The organism is Brevundimonas terrae (genome assembly GCF_011761985.1).
GTDB classification, from domain to species: domain Bacteria; phylum Pseudomonadota; class Alphaproteobacteria; order Caulobacterales; family Caulobacteraceae; genus Brevundimonas; species Brevundimonas terrae.
In genome coordinates, this window is sequence record NZ_JAASQT010000006.1 from 37,165 (window position 1) to 55,855 (window position 18,691).

Consider the following 18,691-nt stretch of genomic DNA (forward strand, 5'->3'; position numbering starts at 1 on the left):
GACGGAACGCATCAGGGAAACATGGCCGCCTGAGGGGGTGGCCTTACAGGAAGGGATAACACCTATGACCGACCGCACCCTAAATGGGGCGGACGGGGGTGATCGCACGGTCAAAAAGAATGACCGGCTGGTGATTGCGGCCTCGTCTGTCGGTACCGTCATCGAATGGTATGATTTTTACCTCTACGGCTCGCTGGCCGCGATTATTTCGTCCCAGTTCTTTTCCGGCGTTAACGAGACCACCGGCTTTATCTTCGCGCTGATGGCCTTTGCCGCAGGTTTTGCGGTGCGTCCGTTCGGGGCCATCGTCTTTGGACGGATGGGCGACCTTTGGGGACGTAAAAACACCTTCCTCGTCACCATGCTTCTGATGGGCCTGTCGACCTTTGTGGTCGGCCTTCTGCCCTCCTATGCCGCCATCGGCATTGCCGCCCCGATCATTCTGGTACTGATGCGCCTGATCCAGGGCCTCGCCCTCGGCGGCGAATATGGCGGTGCGGCCACCTATGTCGCCGAACATGCGCCGCACGGTAAGCGCGGCTTCTACACCTCGTTCATCCAGATCACGGCAACGGTCGGACTGTTGCTAAGCCTGATGGTCATCTTGGGTGTCCGTAGCGCCATCGGCGAGGACGCCTTCCGCGAATGGGGCTGGCGCATTCCGTTCCTCGTTTCCATCCTGCTTCTGGGTGTGTCGCTGTGGATCCGTCTGAAACTGTCCGAAAGCCCGGCATTCGCAAAGATGAAGGCCGAGGGCAAGGGTTCAACCAGCCCGCTCAAAGACAGCTTTATGAAATGGCCGAACCTGAAACTGGTCCTGATCGCCCTGTTCGGTCTGGCCGCGGGTCAGGCTGTGGTCTGGTACACGGGCCAGTTCTACGCCCTGTTCTTCCTTGAAAAAACGCTCAAGGTGGATCCGTCGCTGTCGAACATCATGATCGCCACAGCACTGGCTCTGGCCACGCCCTTCTTCATCATCTTCGGCTGGCTGTCGGACAAGATCGGCCGCAAACCCATCATTCTGCTGGGTTGCCTGCTGGCCGCCCTGACCTATTTCCCGCTGTTCCATGGTCTGACCAAGGCCGCCAATCCGCAACTGGCTGCCGCTGTGGCCTCGTCCCCGATCACGGTTGTGGCCGATCCGGCCAACTGTAACCTGCAGTTCGACCCTATCGGCGGGACCGTGTTCAACACCTCGTGCGATGTCGTCAAAACCCATCTGGCACGGGCAGGCATCAACTATGAAAACGTCGCTGCTCCGGCAGGCACGCTGGCCCATGTCCAGATCGGTGCTGTGACGGTGCAATCATTTGACGGTACCAAACTATCCAAGGCCGATTTCGACGCCCAGAAGAAAAGCTGGGATGCGGCCCTGACCGCCAGCCTGACCGAGGCGGGCTATCCGGCCAAGGCCGACAGTGCACAGGTGAACAAGCCGGTGGTGATCGCCATCCTGTTCATCCTCGTCCTGTATGTGACCATGGTTTACGGGCCGATTGCAGCGGCTCTGGTCGAGATGTTCCCGACCAATGTGCGCTACACCTCCATGTCATTGCCCTATCACATCGGTAATGGCTGGTTCGGCGGCTTCCTGCCCACCACCGCCTTCGCCATGGTCGCGGCCACCGGCAATATCTATTACGGCCTGTGGTATCCGATCGTGATTGCGGTGCTGACCTTCATCATCGGCGTGATCTTCGTCAAGGAAGGCAAGAATGTGAACATCCACGACTAGGCGGAACACATTCCAAACCTTGGGGGCGGGCCGGTAATCGGCCCGCCCTTTTTGGGCCTTATGGTCGTAGCCACCCTCTTTTCCCTTGTCGTGCCCGCCATAGAAGGCCCAGATGCCATGATGTTCAGCTTTGCAACACTGGCCATGACCGTGGCCTATATGGCCGCGCTGTTCGCCATCGCCTGGTGGTACGAACGCCCCGCCATCAAGGCCAAGGGCGCAGGCCTTATGGGGCCAAGCCTCTATGCGCTGTCGCTGGCCATCTATTGCACATCATGGACCTATTACGGGGCGGTCGGTACGGCCTCGCGTGATGGCTGGGACTATCTGCCCATCTATATCGGCCCCGCCATCGGGCTGACCCTGCTCTTTCCGCTGTGGCGGCGCATAGCGTCTGCGGCCAGACGCGCCAATGTCGGCTCCATCGCCGACTTCATCTCTGCGCGCTATGGCAAAAGTCCGGTTCTGGGGGCGGCGGTCACGCTCGTCGCCATTCTGGGTTCACTGCCCTATATCGCCCTGCAACTGCGCTCGCTCTCCATGGCCGGAGAGATGCTGAACGTGAACAGCCCTGTGGCCGGTTCGGAAAACCTGACCGTGCTTATTCTGGCGGCGGTTCTGGCGGGGTTCACCATCCTGTTCGGTGCCCGCCGCACGGACCTGACCGAGCATAACCGTGGCCTGATCCAAGCCATCGGCGTGGAATCCATCGTCAAGCTGGGTGCGCTTCTGGCGGTAGCGGTATTCGCGGTCCTGCTTTTGACCAAGGCCCCACAGCCGCTCGACGCCTTCGTATCGGGTCTGGATGACCTGTCCCGCTGGCCCCAGACCGATGCCCGCTTCTGGGCCATTACCCTTGTGGCGACACTGGCCATCTTCTGCCTGCCGCGCCAATTCCACGTCGGCTTTGTCGAAGGCGGTGCGCCCGACGAGATGCGCCGCGCCCGCTGGATTTTCCCGCTTTATCTGTGCCTGACATCGCTGGCCGTTTTGCCTCTGGTCGCGGCAGGCAGCCTGACACTGACAGATACCAATCCCGATCTTCTGGTTCTGGCCCTGCCCTATACCCACCAGCAAAGCCTGCTGACCGCCATAGTGTTTGTAGGCGGGTTTTCGGCCGCAACCGCCATGGTGATTATCGAAACCGTGGCCCTGTCGGCCATGGTGTCCAACAACCTTGTCCTGCCGCTCCTCAGCGCCCGTCGCGGCCGGTCAGATAACCGCCAGTCCATCCCGGTGGGCGCGATGGCCAGCAAGATTCTGAACGTCCGTCGCATGGCCATTATCGCCATCCTGTTTCTGGGCTGGCTGTATTATCTGGCCATGGACCCGTCATCGGGGTTGGCCGATATGGGGCTGGTGTCCTTTGCCGCGCTGGCACAACTGGCACCGGCCCTGTTCGGTGCCGTTCTATGGCGCGGTGGACAAAGCCGTGGTGCCATAGCGGGCCTCGGCATCGGCATGCTCGTCTGGTTCTTCATGCTGGCCGTGCCGCAACTGGCACCCGACCTGCTCTTCAATATGCATCACATCTTTGGACTGGAAGACCCGTTTGCCGCAGGCGTTTTCCTGTCTCTGGGCTTGAATCTGGGCGTCTATGTTGTCGTCTCGCGCCGCTCTGCGCCCCGCCTGATCGACCGTGTACAGGCCCGCGCCTTTGTCGATCACAAAGAGGCCGAGTGGCTGGAGGGGCGCGGCCATTTGTCGGGCGCTTCGGTTCAGGACCTGAAGGTTCTGGTAGCGCGCTTCATCGGTCAGGAACGCGCCGACAACGCATTTCAGGCGTGGGCGGACGAAGTCGGCGTGCCTTTGAAAAACAGCGACCCCGCCGGTGCCGGTCTGGCCCGCGCCGCCGAGCGCATGTTGGCGGGGGCCGTGGGGGCCGTGGCTGCACGACGTGTGATCGGCGCGGCCCTGTCGGGCGGAGGCCGTGCCCCCGAAGACGTGGTGCGGATGCTGGACGAAGCCTCGCAGGCCGTACAGTTCAACCGCCAGCTCTTGCTGACCACGCTCGACAATATCGATCAGGGCGTGGTGGTGGTGGATGACGATCTGCGTCTGGTGGCGTGGAACCATCCCTATATCGAGATGTTCAACCTGCCCGCCGGTTTCCTGCATGTGGGCATGCCGATTGCCTCGGTCTATCGCTACAATGCCGAGCATGGCGAACGTGATCTGGTCGATGGCGATGTCGAGAACTGGATCGAGCGCCGACTAGAGGCCCTGCACCGTCGCCAGCGCCACTTCCATGAGCGCGAAATGTCGGACGGCCGTATTCTGCAAGCGGTCGGCGAGCCATTACCGGGCGGGGCCTATGTCACCTCCTATACCGACATTACCGACCTGCGCCGCGCCGCCCGCGAACTGAAAGAGGCCAATGAGCGACTGGAAGGCCGTGTCGCCGAGCGCACCACCCAGCTTAAAGCCGCTCTGGACATGGCCGAGCAGGCGACCGCCTCCAAGACCCGTTTTCTGGCCGCCGCCAGCCATGATCTGTTGCAACCCCTACACGCCGCGCGTCTGTTCATTGCCGCCCTGCGCGAGGACGAGGCTGTCGCCAACAGCCAGTCGCAAACCCTCGCCATCAATGCCGACCGCTCGATCGAGAGCGCCCACCGTCTTCTGACGGCCCTTTTGAACCTGTCCAAGCTGGAAGCCGGTGGCGTTGACCCCAGTGTCGCGCCCATGGCCCTGAACCAGTTGTTCAACGACATCGCCCGCGAGTTCACCCCTATGGCCGAGGCCAAGGGGCTCGAACTGCGTGTCCATCCGACTCGCGTGTGGATTATGACCGACAAGGACTTGCTGCGTTCCATGCTGCAAAACCTTGTCGCCAATGCCATCCGTTATACGGACAAGGGCGCGGTTCTGGTCGGTGCCCGCCGCCATGAGGACCGGATCGATATCATCGTCGCCGATACCGGACGCGGGATTCCCGAAGAGGCGCGGGCGCGTATTTTCGGCGAGTTTGTCCGCCTGCCCGGTGCGCCGGTCGATGAACCGGGTGTGGGTCTGGGTCTGGCCATTGTCAGACGCCTGTCAGAGCTTCTGGGGCATCCGGTATCGCTGAAATCGGTTATCGGGCGCGGATCGGTGTTTCGTATCTCCACCCCGCGCACCACCGCCGTCACAACTCCCGCCGATGCCGCTCCGGCCTCGCATACCCCCTTGTCCGGCAAGCGGGTGCTGTGCGTGGATAACGAGCCGGCCATTATCGAGGCGATGGGAAGCTTGCTGAAACGCTGGGGGGCCGTACCTGTGCTGGCCAGCTCTGCCGCCGAGGTCGAGGCGATGGATGGTCCGTTCGATGCGGCGATTGTCGATCTGCATCTGGATATCGGCCAACCTGACGGACTGAGTGTGGTCAGGATGTTGCGCCAACGCGGCGTCAAGCGCATCGCCCTGATGACCGCTTCCTCGCAGGAAAAACTGGCCGAGCAAGCCTCTGATGCCGGTGCCACCCTGATGGCCAAACCCGTCAAACCGGCCAGCCTGAAGGCATTCTTGAGTGGGTGACCGCTCGCGCGGTCACGCCCTATCGCTCGCCGCGCGGCGGCTCGCTGCTTGAGGGCTTTCTTGATTTAGGATCGCGTGGGCGATCGCGCCTTACGCTCGCCTCGCGGAGGCTCGCTGCTTGAGGGCATTATCCATAACCTTCACAGACCGCGTTTTGGCGCGATCTGTGAAGGTTCGGCGCTACTCAGCCCAGATCAATCTGCTGGGACAGGATGACCGCCTGCGTGCGGTTCTGGACGCCCAGTTTGCGGAATACGCTGGTCAGGTGGGCCTTGATGGTGGCTTCGGTCACGCCGAGGTCATAGGCGATCTGCTTGTTCAGACGGCCCGCCTTCAGGCCTTCCAGAATACGCAGTTGTGACGGGGTCAGGCTGGCGATCCGGCTTTGCAGATCGGCTTCCTCGCCCTCGGCCTCGCCGACGTCCGGTGCCCATGTCTCGCCTTCCATGATCTGGCCAATCGCCTCGACCATTGTTTCCAGCGATGCGGACTTGGGAATAAAGCCCGACGCCCCGACCGCCAGCGCATGACGCACCGTATGCGGCTCCTCGCTGGCCGACACCACGACTACAGGCACGGCAGGATGGTTGGCACGGACCAGATTCAGGCCCGTCATCCCTTCGACATCCGACAGTTTGAGATCCAGCAGCATCAGGTCCACCGTCCCTGCATTCAGGGCGGCCTCGGCCTCGGCAAAGCTGGAACATTCCACCACACTGGCATCCGGTCGTGCTTTTCGCACAGCCGAGACCAGCGCCTCACGGAAGAGAGGGTGATCGTCCGCGACGACGATTCTGTCCATGGATGTCCTTCCATCAAATGATACCGAGGCTTGCCCGACTGTCATGGCGACAGAATGACATGCACCGACTTTGGTCGAGATTAGACCAATGGCTAGATGTCGCAAACCGTTGCAACGCGAAAAGGTGACAATCGGAGACCTGCAAAAGTTCAGGCCCGGGAGGAAACCTATGGATAAACACCGCCTTTTGGGCGGGGTGGCCGCGTTCGCGCTCCTTGGCGCGTCTGTAGCCTATGCTCCGCATGTGCAAGCCCAGGACACCACTGCGGCGCTCGAAGCCCGCATCGCCCTGCTCGAAGCCGAGTTGAACAGCCTGAAATCCGAGATTCGTTCTGCCCGTAGCGAGCAACAGGTCCAGAATCGCGCCCTGAACGACACCATCATCCGCATCGAACAACGGCCCCAGCCGGTGGCGCTGGCCGAGGCCCCCCGTCCTGCTGACGGTTTCCGTATCGGGGACCATACGATCAAGCTCGGCGGCTTCATCAAGGCCGACGTCAACATCTCGCGCTACAGCGATGGCGATATTCCCTCTGGCGATCTGGGCCGTGACTTCTATCTGCCGTCCTCCATTCCGGTTGGCGGAACATCCGAAGGCGCCGCCACCGATTTCAACGCCCGCCAGACCCGTTTCTGGCTGACCTCCGATGGCGAGGTCGGCGGCCACAAGGTCGGTGCCCGTATCGAGATGGATTTTCAGGCCTTGCCGGGCAGCGGCGACCACCGCACCACCAATGCCTCATCACCCGCGCTTCGCCGTGCCTTTGTCACCATCGACAACTGGCTGATCGGTCAGGAATGGTCGAACTTCCAGAACCTCAACGTCCTGCCCGAAACCGCCGACTATCTCGGCGCGAGCGAGGGCATGATCCTGTCGCGCCAGGTTCAGGTCCGCTATACGCGCGGCCCGCTGTCGGTTTCGGTCGAAAACCCCGAAACCACCCTGACGCCGTTTGGCGGTGGCGCACGCATCATTGCCGACGACAATGCCCTGCCCGACATCACCGCCCGCTATGCACATGTGCGTCCGTGGGGCGAGGTGCAGTTGGCCGGTCTGGTCCGACAGCTCAAATATGAAAACCCTGCCAGTGCCATCGATAGCTCGACCTATAGCTGGGGTCTGTCGGCCTCGGCCAAGTTCAAGCTGGGCGCATCCGACGATATCCGTCTGATGCTGACCGGCGGCGAAGGCATTGGCCGTTATGTCGGCCTGAATCTGGCCAATGACGGAGTGCTGGATGCGTCCGGCGATATCGAGGCCATCGGGGTCTTGGCCGGTTATGCCGCCTATCGCCATGTGTGGCAGCCGAACTGGCGCTCCAGCTTCATCCTGTCCCATCAGGAAATCGACAATCCCGAAGCCCTGACGGGACTGTCCGTCAACCGTTCAGCCTCAAGCGCTCGCGCAAACCTGATCTGGACACCATTGACGGGCGTCGATGTCGGTGCCGAACTGATGTTCGGAAAACGGGAACTCCAGAGCGGTCAAAGCGGTGACATGAACCGTCTCAGCCTGTTCGCCAAATACGGCTTTTAAGCCGCAATAAAAGTAAAAGTCATCGGGAGAAAACGCGTGTCAGAGATTGAAATCTATCCGGTCCCCAAAGACCTTGCCGCCAAGGCCCACATGGATGCCGCCGGTTACGAAGCCGCCAGAAAGGCAGCACGCGAAACCCCCGATGCCTATTGGTCGAACGCCGCCAAACGTCTCGACTGGATGACCTTCCCGACCAAGATCAAGGACGTCTCGTTCAACAAGGCCGACTTCCGCATCAAATGGTTCGAGGACGGGGTGCTGAACGTCTCGGCCAACTGCATCGACCGCCACCTGCCCGCCCGCAAGGACGAGGTCGCCATCATCTGGGAAGGCGACGAGCCGACCGACAGCGAACACGTCACCTATGGCCAGCTTCATGACCGCGTCTCGCGCCTGTCCAATGTGCTGAAGTCGAGCGGCGTCAAGAAGGGCGACCGCGTCACCATCTATATGCCGATGATCCCCGAGGCCGCCTATGCCATGCTGGCCTGCGCCCGTATCGGGGCCGTCCATTCGGTGATCTTTGGCGGCTTCTCGCCCGACAGCATCGCGGGCCGCATCGAGGACTGTCAGTCCACCTTTGTCATCACCGCCAATGAAGGCTGTCGCGGGGGCAAGCGGGTTCCGCTGAAAGCCAATGTCGACAAGGCGCTGGAAAAGGTCTCGGTCGAAAAGGTGCTGGTACTGCGCCACACCGATACCGCTACCCCGATGGCCGAGGGCCGCGACATTGACTGGCAAACGGCCGTGGATGCCGCCAGCCCTGACTGCCCGCCCGAGCCGATGGGGGCCGAAGACCCGCTCTTCATCCTCTATACGTCGGGATCAACCGGCAAGCCCAAGGGCGTTTTGCACACCACAGGCGGCTATCTGCTGTGGGCATCGTGGACGCACGAGCATGTGTTCGACTATCGCGCGGGTGAAGTCTTCTGGTGCACCGCCGATGTGGGCTGGGTGACGGGCCACTCCTATGCGGTTTACGGGCCTCTGGCCAATGCCGCCACCACCCTGTTCTTCGAGGGCATCCCCAACTATCCGACCGTGTCGCGCTTCTGGGATGTGGTGGACAAGCACAAGGTCAACATCTTCTACACCGCCCCCACCGCCATCCGCGCCCTGATGAAGGACGGCGATGATCCGGTGAAGTCCTCCAGCCGCGCCTCGCTTCGTCTGCTGGGCACGGTCGGCGAGCCGATCAATCCCGAGGCTTGGCGCTGGTATCACGAGGTCGTCGGCAACGGAAAACTGCCCATCGTCGATACATGGTGGCAGACCGAAACGGGCGGCATCCTGATCTCGCCTCTGCCGGGGGCCACCGACCTGAAACCGGGTTCGGCCACCAAGCCATTACCGGGGATCGAGCTGGAGATTGTCGATGCCGACGGTCAGGTTCTGGAAGGCGTGACCGAAGGCAATCTGTGTATCACCGACAGTTGGCCGGGCCAGATGCGTACCGTTTACGGCGATGATGCCCGCTTCTTCGAGACCTATTTCTCGACCTATAAGGGCAAGTATTTCACCGGTGACGGCTGCCGCCGTGACGAGGACGGCTATTACTGGATCACCGGCCGCGTCGATGATGTGATCAACGTGTCGGGCCACCGCATGGGCACCGCCGAGGTCGAAAGCGCGCTTGTGCTGCATCACGATGTAGCCGAGGCCGCCGTGGTCGGCTTCCCTCACGATATCAAGGGTCAGGGCATCTATGCCTATGTCACGCTGAACGCCGATGTGATGCCATCGGAAGAACTGCGCCGCGCCCTGATTGCACAGGTCCGCAACGAGATCGGCCCCATCGCCGCACCCGACGTCATCCAGTGGGCCCCCGCCCTGCCCAAGACCCGATCCGGCAAGATCATGCGCCGCATCCTGCGCAAGATTGCCGAAAACGAGATCGGCGCTCTGGGCGACACCTCCACCCTCGCCGATCCTTCCGTCGTGGACGATCTGGTCAAGAACCGCGCCGCCGCCAAGGCCGCCTAAGCTCCCCCACCATCCTGTCCCCTCACAAGTTCAGGATGAACGAGAAGCCCCGAACCGGATCGCCAACCGGTTCGGGGCTTTTTCTTCTTAGCGCTCGACTTCCATCCATTCGCCTGGCGCAAGGCCGTCCAGCGTCCAGCGGCCCACGCTCCAGCGCACCAGACGCAGGCAGGGCAGGTTCACCGCCGCGCACATACGGCGCACCTGGCGGTTGCGGCCCTCGGCAATCGTCACCTTGACCCAGCTATCTGGCACAGATTTGCGCACGCGGATCGGCGGCACGCGCTCCCACAACTGCGGATCATCAATCAGTTCGGCCTCGGCGGGACGCGTCATGCCGTCCTTCAGCATCACGCCACGGCGCAGCTGTTCCATCTGCTCTTCGGTGGCGATGCCCTCGACGTGGGCCAGATAGGTTTTCTTGGTCTTGTATTTCGGATCCGAAATCCGCGCCTGCAACCGCCCGTCGTCGGTCAGCAGCATCAGCCCCTCGCTGTCACGATCCAGCCTTCCCGCCGGATAGACGTTCGGCACATCGATGAAATCGGACAATGTCCGACGCTCCGAGCCTTCCGTCCCCTTGTCGGTAAACTGGCTCAACACATCAAACGGCTTGTTAAAAACGATAAGGGTCATGAGGGGCTTTTAGCGCCCCTTGGGTCTGTCGTCACATCCCTTTAAAACAAAGGCTCCGAGCTTTCGCCCGGAGCCTTCTTATTCGCATCTTCGCAGCTGGATCAGCCCTGTTTGCCGCGCAGCATCTGCAACATGGCCGAGAAGTCTTTCTGGCCGTTGCCGAGGTTGTTGAACAGGGCGTAGAGGGCCTCGGCTTGGGCCGCGAGCGGGGTGGAGGCACCGGCCTTGGCGGCGGCGTCCTGGGCCAGCTTCAGGTCCTTGAGCATCATGGCGGTGGCAAAGCCGCCTTCATAGTTGCGGTTGGACGGGGCGGTCGGCACGGGGCCGGGCCACGGGTAATAGTTGCTCACGCTCCAGCACTGGCCGGACGACTTGGACGCGATTTCGAAGAAGCGCTCGGGGTCGAGGCCCAGCTTTTCGGCAAGGGCAATGGCTTCGCAGGTGCCGATCATCGAAATGCCCAGCAGCATGTTGTTGCAAATCTTGGCGGCTTGGCCCGCGCCATGGTCGCCCGCACGGATGGTGATGCGGCTCATCGGCTCCAGCGCCGCTTCGACCTTGGCAAAGACGCCTTCGTCACAGCCGACCATGAAGGCCAGCGTGCCTGCATCCGCCGCCGCCGTGCCGCCCGAAACGGGGGCGTCGGCAAAGGTGAAACCAGCCTCGGTCGCCAACGTGGCCACCTTGCGGGCGGTGTCCACGTCGATGGTCGAGCAGTCCAGCAGCAGTGCCGACTTCGGCGCGTTCGGCAGAACCTGTTCGGAATAGACCGACATCACATGCGGGCCAGCGGGCAGCATGGTGATGACCACATCGGCCCCTGCCACGGCTTCAGCCACAGACGCCACCGGCGTACAGCCCGCGGCTTCGGCGCGCTTCAGGGCATCGGCGGAAAGGTCGAACGCCATCACCTGATGGCCCGCCTTGGCCTGATTGGCAGCCATGCCGCCGCCCATATTGCCAAGGCCGATAAATGCGATCTTGCTCATGGTTTCTTCCCTAAATTTGGCGTCGCTTGATTAAGCCAGCGGCGTCCAAGATTGGTCTTGTGGCAGGGGCGCAAACAGCGCCTCCACACTTGCATCACTAACGCCCGAAATGTCTGCGGGCTGCCAGTTCGGCGCATTGTCCTTGTCGATGATGACAGCGCGGACGCCCTCCTGGAAATCGTGGGTCGAGACCACACGGCCCCCCAGCGCATATTCCATCGCCATGTTGTCGGCGAAGGACTTCATGCCCGCGCCCAGACGGATTTGGCGGAGCGAAACCTTCAGCGATTGCGGCGACTTGGTTTTCAGGATCGACAACTGTTTCAGCGCCCATTCTGAACCGTCCGCTTCGAGCGCGGCGAAGATCTCCTCGACGCGGTCAAACCCGAACAGACGGTCGATGGCTTCGCGATGAGCGTTCAGAGGCGCATCCCCTGCATCGCCCGACACACGATCAGCGACCGATTTCGGGTCTGATGGATTTGCCATCAGATCGGCCTTCAGCGCCTCGACAGCATCCGACGCGACATAGTGGGTGTGAATGCCCAGAGCCACCGTATCGGCAGCCTTCAAGCGCGCACCCGTCAGTGCCAGCCAAACTCCCGTCTGGCCCGCAAGGCGCGGCAAGAACCAGCCACCGCCCACATCGGGGAACAGGCCGATACCCGTTTCCGGCATGGCATAGGTGGTGCGTTCCGTGGCGATACGCACATCGGCAGGCTCGGAAATACCGACGCCGCCACCCATGACGATCCCGTCCACAATGGCGGTAATCGGCTTAGGGTATTCGAACATCAGATGGTTCAACTGATATTCGGTATGGAAGAAGGCCTTGGCCTCGGAAGCATCGCCCGCGCCGCTTTCGGCAATCATGCGGATGTCGCCACCCGCACAAAAACCGCGCTCTCCCGCATGGTCGATCAGGACCGAAGAGACGGCATCATCCGCCTTCCACGCCTGCAAAGCCTCGATCATCGCCTCGCACATGGCGCGGTTCAGCGCGTGGATGGCCTTGGGTCGGTTCAGCGTGATCCGGCCAACGCCATTCTCGATACGGGTGATGACTTCAGCTTCGCTCATTTGGACATCTCTCTGGACACGATCACGCGCATGATCTCGTTGGTGCCTTCAAGGATACGATGAACGCGCAGATCACGCACGATGCGTTCCAGCGGATAGTCCTTCAGATAGCCATAGCCGCCGTGCAGTTGCAGGGCATCATCGGCAATCGCAAAGCCCGCATCGGTGGCAAAGCGCTTGGCCATGGCGCACCATTTGGTCTTTTCGGGATGCGCCGTATCAATGGCCCATGCGCCGCGACGCACCATCAGGCGGGCAGCATCCAGATCGGTGGCCATATCGGCCAGTTTGAACTGGGTGTTCTGGAACTCGCCGATAGCCTTGCCGAACTGTTTGCGGCCGGCGACGTATTCCTGCGCCGTTTCGAGCGCCAGACGCGCCCCGCCCAGCGAACAGGCGGCGATGTTCAGACGGCCGCCATCCAGACCCGCCATGGCATATTTGAAACCGTCGCCCTCGGTGCCGATCAGGTTCGCGACCGGCACGCGGCAGTTGTCGAAGACGACCTCGGCGGTCGGCTGGGCGTTCCAACCCATCTTCTTTTCATTGCCGCCGAAGGACAGACCCTGCGTGCCGTTTTCAACGACAATAGCCGAGATACCCTTGGCACCCTCACCACCGGTGCGGACCATCACGACGTAAACGTCCGATGCGCCTGCGCCCGAGATAAAGGCCTTGGAGCCGTTCAGCACATAGTGGTCGCCATCACGCACCGCCGTGGTGCGCAGCGCCGCCGCGTCCGAGCCGGAACCCGGCTCGGTCAGGCAATAGCTGGCGATCTTGTCCATCGAGACCAGCGACGGCACCATGCGGGCGCGAAGCTCGGACGATCCGAACTTGTCGATCATCCACGAGGCCATGTTGTGGATCGAGATGAAGGCCGCTGTCGCCACGTCACCGCGCGACAGCTCTTCAAAAATCACCGCCGCTTCCATACGACCAAGACCCATGCCGCCGTGTTCTTCGCCGACATAGATACCGGCAAAGCCCATTTCGGCAGCGAGCTTCAGCTGCTCGCGCGGGAAGTGTTTTTCTTCATCCCACTTGGCCGAGTGCGGCAGCAGTTCGGCCTCGGCAAAGGCGCGGGCCGCCTCTTCGATGGCCCGCTGGTCTTCGTTCAGTTGGAAGTCCATGCCGTCACCCTTAACCCATGGTCGGGATGACGAAGGACGAGTCCGTGTGTTCCAGTTCGCTGTCGGGCCAGCGGGCGGTCACGGTCTTGGTCTTGGTCCAGAAACGGACGCCTTCCATGCCGTGCTGGTTGATGTCGCCAAACGCCGAGCGCTTCCAGCCACCGAAGGTGTGATAGGCGACCGGCACCGGAATCGGCACGTTGATGCCGACCATGCCCACGTTCACACGCGCCGCGAAATCACGCGCTGCACGACCGTTCTGGGTGAAGATGGCAACACCGTTGCCGTACTGGTGGTTCGACGGCAGGCTGAGGGCTTCTTCGAAGCTTGCGGCACGCACGATTTGCAGCACCGGACCGAAGATTTCTTCCTTATAGGCCGACATTTCCGGCTTCACATGGTCGAACAGCGACGGGCCGATGAAGAAGCCCTTCTCGTGACCTTGCAGGCTGAACTCGCGGCCATCGACGACCAGTTCTGCACCTTCTTCGACGCCCTTATTGATCCAGCCGATCACGCGCTCTTTGTGCGCTTGGGTGACCACCGGACCATAGTGGGCGTCATTGTCGGTGGACACGCCAACGCGCAGGTTCGGGATTTCCGAGACCAGACGCTCGCGCAGTTCGTCTGCGGTGCGCTGGCCGACCGGAACAACAACCGGCAGCGCCATGCAGCGCTCGCCAGCCGAGCCGAAGGCTGCGCCGGTCAGGTCCTTGATGACCTGATCCATGTCGGCGTCCGGCAGGATGATGCCGTGGTTCTTGGCACCGCCCATGGCCTGAACGCGCTTATGGTTCTGGGCACCCTTTTGATAGACATAGTGGGCGATGTCGGACGACCCGACGAAGCTGACGGCGTGAACCAGCGGATGCTCGAGGATGGCGTCCACGGCGACCTTGTCACCATGCACCACGTTCAGCACACCGGCAGGGGCACCGGCTTCCATCATCAGTTCGCCCAGTCGCACCGGCAGGGACGGATCACGCTCGGACGGCTTGAGGATAAAGGTGTTACCGGCGGCAATCGCCACGCCGAACATCCACATCGGGATCATGGCCGGGAAGTTGAACGGGGTGATACCCGCCACCACGCCCAGCGGCTGGCGCATGGAATAGACATCGATGCCCGGACCGGCGCCAAAGGTGTATTCACCCTTCTGGGCGTGCGGGATGCCACAGGCGAACTCGATCACTTCCAGACCGCGCTGGATGTCGCCCTTGGAGTCAGCGATGACCTTGCCGTGTTCTTTGGACAGCAGGGCGGCCAGCTCGTCGATATTGGCTTCGACCAGACGCTTGAACTCGAACATCACGCGGGCGCGGCGTTGCGGATTGGTGTTGGACCAGCCCTCGAAAGCGGCCTGCGCGGCCTGAACGGCCTTGTCCATTTCCGACACGGTGGCCAGTTGCACGCGGGCCTGAACCTCGCCGGTGTTCGGATCGAACACGTCGCCGAACTTGCCCGAAGCGCCCGTGAAGCTGCTGCCGTTGATGAAGTGGTTGATGTCGCGCATAGCGTCCCGCCCTTCCTGATGTTTCCAGAGGTGACCGGACTTTTCCGGCTCGTTACCTCATGTCCTATCAATCCTGCCCGACTTGCCATAATGCAATAACGCAATACCTATGATGCAAATATGCAGGACAGCAAATGTTCGACTGGGATGATGCACGTGTCTTTGCCGAGGCGGCCCGCTCGGGAACGCTGGGCCGTGCCAGTGACAGGCTGGGCATGGATGCCGCCACGGTCGGGCGCCGCGTCGCCAGACTGGAGACGGCGCTGAAAGCCACACTGGTGGTACGCGACCGCTCGGGATTGCGCCTGACGGCGGCGGGGGCACAGTTCCTGAAATCCATCGAGGCCGCCGAACACGCGCTGCACGAAGGTGAGCAGGCTGTGCGGCCCGATACCGTCAGCGGCACGGTCAGGATTTCTACCTCCGAGGGGTTCGGCACCGCCATTCTGGCCCCCGCCCTGCCGCGCCTTTTGCGCGAAGGGCGCGGTATCCGTATCGAACTGGCGGCAAACTCGGGCTTTCTGTCACCGTCCAGCCGCGAGGTCGATCTGGCCATCACCCTCAGCCAGCCCGATGCCGCCCGCCTCGTGACGACGCCGCTGACCGACTATCAACTGGCCCTGTATGCCCACCCCGACTATCTGGCCGCACACGGCACCCCCGAGAGTATTGCGGCACTGGGCCAGCATGTGATGACCGGCTATGTCGAGGACCTGATCTATGCGCCGGAGTTGAACTATCTGGGCGAGGTATCCGCCGGTCTTCATGCACGGCTGGCTTCGTCTTCGATCCGCGCCCAACAAGAGATTATCGGCTCTGGCGGGGCCATCGGGGTGCTGCCCTGTTTCATGGCCGACGGGCTGGTGCGGATATTGCCGCAGGTGCTGCTGCAACGCCGTTTCTGGCTGAGCATCCACCGCGATCTGGCCGACACAGCCCGCATCCGCACGGTGACGCGCTGGATCAGGGCGCTGTGCGAAGATCAGGGGCCTCGGTTAAATCCCCTCTAAGCGCCGCCATCATCCGACAAGCCGCGTATGCGGCGCAGATCGGGGGACCCAGCGGCACCGGAGGTGATCTTGGTTTCACCCACGGTGCCTGCTGTTTTCGCGCTATCGCGCGCCGCTGGGTCCTCCGGTCAAGCCGGAGGATGACGAAGGGATTTAGATAGTCGCCTCCATTAAATCGGCGCTACTCCTTCGTTGGTCGCTCCGATTAAATCGGGGCAGCTTCCCTATTGGTCGCCCCGATTAGATCGGGGCTCCGGGCGGTACCGCCTGCGCGACCTTCAGCACAGCCCAGCCTTCAACCGGCCCCGTCAGGATGTTGCCCAGATAGGTGGCGTGGGCCACTTCCAGACGATCCCCGCGATTGCGCTTCAAGGCCTCGCCAAAGCGTTTGGCGGCATCCAGAACCGTCGCCTTGGCGGTCGGGTTCAGGGCGTGCCCCTCGGCCAGTGTCGCCAGATACGAGGCATAGCGGCTGCGGACCACACGGCGCAGTTCGGCCTGACGTGGCGACAGACCGGCGCTACCCGCCAGTTCGGTTTGCAGGCGGTCCAGCACCTCGGTCAGAGACAACTGCCCCGCATCACGGCGGCTCTGTTCCACCAATTGGTTCAGACGCTCGGGTGCCAGCAAGGTTTCAAACACCACCTCGGAAGAGGCCGAAGCCGCCGAGGCCGGATCGAACACTCCGCCCACACGCCCCTCGAACAGTTCGATGCCGAACTGGCGCTCATTATTGCCCGACTGTTCCGATGACAGAAGGTCCAGCAGGTCGTCGCGGATATCCAATTGCACCGGTGCAATAACGCCCATCAGGGCCTCCAGCGATGCACGTTGCGTAGCCGCATCCACCGACACCGCCCGCTCATGGCCGTCGCCCTTGACAGCATAGCCATAGTCCAGCCCTGCAATCTGGCGGGCCACTGCCGTGGTCTGATAGCGGTGATACAAATAGATCGGCACGATCACGCGCCGCAGGTCCGCCATGGGCGCACCATCCGGCAGATTATTCAAACCAAAGCGTGACAGAGCGATACGGCGCACCTCCATCACATTGGCCAGTTCCGCCACCGGATCGGAGCCGTTGTCCCACATGGCACCGTAAGGTTGCAGCGAGCCCAGCGGGCGCGTGTCGCCGTCCGACACAAAGCGATAGCCCTTGGCTTGTGCCTCGGCGGCCAAAGCCGCGCGACGCGCCACAGGGTCGGTGCCTGGCTTGTCGCCATATAGCCAGTCGACCGTGAACTGGTCCCACGCCCCGACGCCCGTCGTATAGGACCCCGACACGTCCAGTTCACCATCGCGCGCGATCACCCACGGGGCTGGATAGTCCATGACCGAAGCGCGGCCCTCATAACGCGAGGCAGCAAAATTATGCGAGATGCCCAGCGCATGGCCGATCTCGTGCGCCGACAGGTGGCGTAGGCGGTGATAGGCCAACTGGTCGGGATCATCGGCAAGGCCGGTGCCGGACTTATCGGCACCCAGCAGGCCTTCGAAAATCATCTTGTCCTGACGGTCACGCAAGGACCCCAACTGCACCACGCCGCGCACAATCTCGCCGGTGCGCGGATCATTGACGCTGGTGCCGGTGGACCAGCCGCGCGTCTCGCGGTGGACCCAGGCGATGATGTTGTAACGGGCATCCATCGGATGCGCCCCTTCGGGCAAAACCTCGACGCGGAAGGCGTTGATATAGCCCGCCTTGTCGAACGCTTCGGCCCACCACATGCCGCCCTCGATCAGGGCCTGACGGATGGCCAGAGGGGCTGCACGATCGACATAAAAGACGATCGGCTTTTTCACAGGCGAGCGAGCCGCCGACGGATCGGTCTTTTCCAGACGGAAACGGCGGGCCAGACGGCTGACCACCGGCGTATCCAGATCGGTAGCAAAATCGGTCACGGTGATCTGCGCCGAGGTGCCCGAGCGCGGATCGTGCGGTACGCGGGTAAAGCCGTCATCCGGCAGGCGGATAAAGCTGTGGCGAATGGCCAGCGATAGTGAGCGGCCATCAGGGGCCACGCGGCCAATCGATCCGGCAGGCTCGTCGGACGTATAGGTCTGGACGGTCTGGAACTCGACATTGTCAGGGAAGACCAGCGTCTCGCCCGCTTCCAGATAGGACAGGCCGGGGGCCGGTTTATAGCTGCCCTGCCCCGCCCGTTTCAGGCGCGAGACGATGTTGACGGCATCGCGTTCAAGGAAACCCGACAGGTCCACACTGATGCTGCCATCGGCATGGCGCTCGGTGACATCACCCGACCAGATGATCGAGGTGGCAAAGCTGGCGGCGACGGCATTTTGTTCGTCGTCGCTGGCCCCTTCGGCGCGATAGCGGTTGTTCTCGAAGCGGGCGAAGACCTTGTTGCCGACAACTGTGAAGGCCACGACCTGCGCCTGTCCCAGCGCCGAACGGTCAAGGCCGGTGCCGTCCATGCCGATACCTGCCGAAATCCCCGGCTGATAGAGATAGCGCCCGACAACGCCCGTCGCATCCGGCGCACCAAAGCGGGCGCTGACCTTGCCGCGTGCCGCATCGGTGCGCACCGCAAACAGGCCATCCTGCCATGCCGCCGTGGCCGCAGGCGGCGTTTGCGCCATCGCCATCGGGGCCATGCCCGTTGCCAGAACCAGAGCCGCAGCCCCCGCCATCATCATCTTACGCATCAAAAGCCCCTCACCATTCGCCCCGCCCCCTCAGACGAAGTTCCCGAACCAGTCGTCCAACAAGAAAAGGCCCGACGCAAGGGTCGGGCC

At 62.3% G+C, this 18,691-nt stretch carries 12 protein-coding genes; 5 read left to right on the top strand and 7 right to left on the bottom strand.

From position 1 onward, the window contains the following. Positions 1–64 precede the first annotated feature (64 nt). The gene (locus FHS64_RS12225; RefSeq protein WP_167178702.1) at positions 65–1,735 is read left to right on the top strand and encodes an MFS transporter; all 1,671 of its coding nucleotides are present in this window, start codon (positions 65–67) and stop codon (positions 1,733–1,735) included. Positions 1,736–1,852: 117 nt separating this feature from the next. Further along, positions 1,853–5,251 carry a hybrid sensor histidine kinase/response regulator gene (locus FHS64_RS12230; protein ID WP_243862960.1) on the top strand — a complete coding sequence of 1,133 codons (3,399 nt, stop codon included), beginning with the start codon at positions 1,853–1,855 and terminating at the stop codon, positions 5,249–5,251. A gap of 184 nt (positions 5,252–5,435) precedes the next feature. On the opposite strand, the gene FHS64_RS12235 is transcribed toward FHS64_RS12230, so the two are convergent. After that, positions 5,436–6,053, bottom strand: coding sequence for a response regulator transcription factor (locus FHS64_RS12235; protein WP_167178704.1), 618 nt, complete (start codon positions 6,051–6,053; stop codon positions 5,436–5,438). A gap of 169 nt (positions 6,054–6,222) precedes the next feature. On the opposite strand from FHS64_RS12235, the gene FHS64_RS12240 reads away from it, so the two are divergent. Together FHS64_RS12240 and acs are read left to right on the top strand one after the other, a co-directional pair. Further along, positions 6,223–7,590: a DcaP family trimeric outer membrane transporter gene (locus tag FHS64_RS12240; protein ID WP_167178707.1), complete on the top strand. Its 1,368-nt coding sequence runs from the start codon at positions 6,223–6,225 to the stop codon at positions 7,588–7,590. 90 nt (positions 7,591–7,680) lie between these two features. Next, on the top strand, positions 7,681–9,573 hold the full coding sequence (acs, locus tag FHS64_RS12245; RefSeq protein ID WP_243862971.1) for an acetate--CoA ligase: 1,893 nt from the start codon (positions 7,681–7,683) through the stop codon (positions 9,571–9,573). Between the two features lie 87 nt (positions 9,574–9,660). Here the strand turns inward: acs and FHS64_RS12250 are convergent, their stop codons facing one another. The 5 genes from FHS64_RS12250 to FHS64_RS12270 form a co-directional block, all read right to left on the bottom strand. Then, positions 9,661–10,209, bottom strand: coding sequence for a pseudouridine synthase (locus FHS64_RS12250; RefSeq protein WP_167178711.1), 549 nt, complete (start codon positions 10,207–10,209; stop codon positions 9,661–9,663). Between the two features lie 101 nt (positions 10,210–10,310). Further along, complete coding sequence (mmsB, locus tag FHS64_RS12255; protein ID WP_167178713.1) at positions 10,311–11,198, bottom strand: 3-hydroxyisobutyrate dehydrogenase; 888 nt, start codon at positions 11,196–11,198, stop codon at positions 10,311–10,313. Positions 11,199–11,228: 30 nt separating this feature from the next. Continuing rightward, entirely contained in the window at positions 11,229–12,278 is a 1,050-nt protein-coding gene (locus FHS64_RS12260) for an enoyl-CoA hydratase/isomerase family protein (RefSeq protein WP_167178715.1), read from the bottom strand. Then, positions 12,275–13,411, bottom strand: coding sequence for an acyl-CoA dehydrogenase family protein (locus FHS64_RS12265; protein WP_167178717.1), 1,137 nt, complete (start codon positions 13,409–13,411; stop codon positions 12,275–12,277). Before FHS64_RS12265 ends, FHS64_RS12260 begins: the two co-directional genes overlap by 4 nt. 10 nt (positions 13,412–13,421) lie before the next feature. Beyond that, entirely contained in the window at positions 13,422–14,924 is a 1,503-nt protein-coding gene (locus tag FHS64_RS12270) for a CoA-acylating methylmalonate-semialdehyde dehydrogenase (protein ID WP_167178719.1), read from the bottom strand. A gap of 134 nt (positions 14,925–15,058) precedes the next feature. Between FHS64_RS12270 and FHS64_RS12275 the strand changes: the two genes are divergently transcribed. Further along, the gene (locus FHS64_RS12275) at positions 15,059–15,934 is read left to right on the top strand and encodes a LysR family transcriptional regulator (protein WP_167178721.1); all 876 of its coding nucleotides are present in this window, start codon (positions 15,059–15,061) and stop codon (positions 15,932–15,934) included. Between the two features lie 240 nt (positions 15,935–16,174). On the opposite strand, the gene FHS64_RS12280 is transcribed toward FHS64_RS12275, so the two are convergent. Next, positions 16,175–18,601, bottom strand: coding sequence for a zinc-dependent metalloprotease (locus tag FHS64_RS12280; protein ID WP_243862961.1), 2,427 nt, complete (start codon positions 18,599–18,601; stop codon positions 16,175–16,177). Positions 18,602–18,691 lie beyond the last annotated feature (90 nt).

What these genes read in the sequence shown, in the direction of transcription:
- FHS64_RS12270 (WP_167178719.1), bottom strand. Translation starts at nt 14,924, where the DNA reads ATGCGCGACATCAACCACTTCATCAACGGCAGCAGCTTCACGGGCGCT.
- FHS64_RS12260 (WP_167178715.1), bottom strand. Translation starts at nt 12,278, where the DNA reads ATGAGCGAAGCTGAAGTCATCACCCGTATCGAGAATGGCGTTGGCCGG.
- FHS64_RS12280 (WP_243862961.1), bottom strand. Translation starts at nt 18,601, where the DNA reads ATGCGTAAGATGATGATGGCGGGGGCTGCGGCTCTGGTTCTGGCAACG.
- acs (WP_243862971.1), top strand. Translation starts at nt 7,681, where the DNA reads ATGGATGCCGCCGGTTACGAAGCCGCCAGAAAGGCAGCACGCGAAACC.
- FHS64_RS12240 (WP_167178707.1), top strand. Translation starts at nt 6,223, where the DNA reads ATGGATAAACACCGCCTTTTGGGCGGGGTGGCCGCGTTCGCGCTCCTT.
- FHS64_RS12275 (WP_167178721.1), top strand. Translation starts at nt 15,059, where the DNA reads ATGTTCGACTGGGATGATGCACGTGTCTTTGCCGAGGCGGCCCGCTCG.
- FHS64_RS12250 (WP_167178711.1), bottom strand. Translation starts at nt 10,209, where the DNA reads ATGACCCTTATCGTTTTTAACAAGCCGTTTGATGTGTTGAGCCAGTTT.
- FHS64_RS12265 (WP_167178717.1), bottom strand. Translation starts at nt 13,411, where the DNA reads ATGGACTTCCAACTGAACGAAGACCAGCGGGCCATCGAAGAGGCGGCC.
- FHS64_RS12230 (WP_243862960.1), top strand. Translation starts at nt 1,853, where the DNA reads ATGATGTTCAGCTTTGCAACACTGGCCATGACCGTGGCCTATATGGCC.
- FHS64_RS12235 (WP_167178704.1), bottom strand. Translation starts at nt 6,053, where the DNA reads ATGGACAGAATCGTCGTCGCGGACGATCACCCTCTCTTCCGTGAGGCG.
- mmsB (WP_167178713.1), bottom strand. Translation starts at nt 11,198, where the DNA reads ATGAGCAAGATCGCATTTATCGGCCTTGGCAATATGGGCGGCGGCATG.
- FHS64_RS12225 (WP_167178702.1), top strand. Translation starts at nt 65, where the DNA reads ATGACCGACCGCACCCTAAATGGGGCGGACGGGGGTGATCGCACGGTC.